Genomic DNA, 437 nt, shown 5'->3' on the forward strand with positions numbered 1-437 from the left:
CACAACGCCGCAAGCGCAACAATGAGAAGTGTGACCGGGCTCTCGCAACATAGGTGATTTGATGTTCGCCGCAGTAACGCCGATTTGTTGCGAGCGTCTCGTATTTTGAGATAGCCAGTGAAACTCCCAGCCCCCCAGCGGACTCTTGAAGAACAGCCCCGCTTGTATTTGAGCCGAATGCGAGAACCAGCGATGGATCAACCGACGCAGACATCCGTGAAACCGCGCACCCTGGCCGAAAAGGTCTGGGACGACCACGTCGTGGCGCGTGGCGAGGGAGAGTGCACCGCCAAAGAGCCCGATCTGATCTACATCGACCTCCATCTCGTCCACGAGGTCACCAGCCCGCAGGCCTTCGACGGGCTGCGGCTGGCCGGACGTCCCGTGCGGCGGCCCGATCTGACGATCGCCACCGAGGACCACAACGTGCCGACCAT

At 61.1% G+C, this 437-nt stretch carries 1 protein-coding gene; it reads left to right on the forward strand.

The features are described 5' to 3' along the window. Positions 1 to 192: 192 nt before the first annotated feature. On the forward strand, positions 193 to 437 hold a 245-nt coding region (locus tag CS062_RS25450; RefSeq protein ID WP_259373129.1), incomplete at its 3' end, for an aconitase family protein.

The organism is Roseateles chitinivorans, assembly GCF_002761755.1.
GTDB lineage: Bacteria > Pseudomonadota > Gammaproteobacteria > Burkholderiales > Burkholderiaceae_C > Roseateles > Roseateles chitinivorans.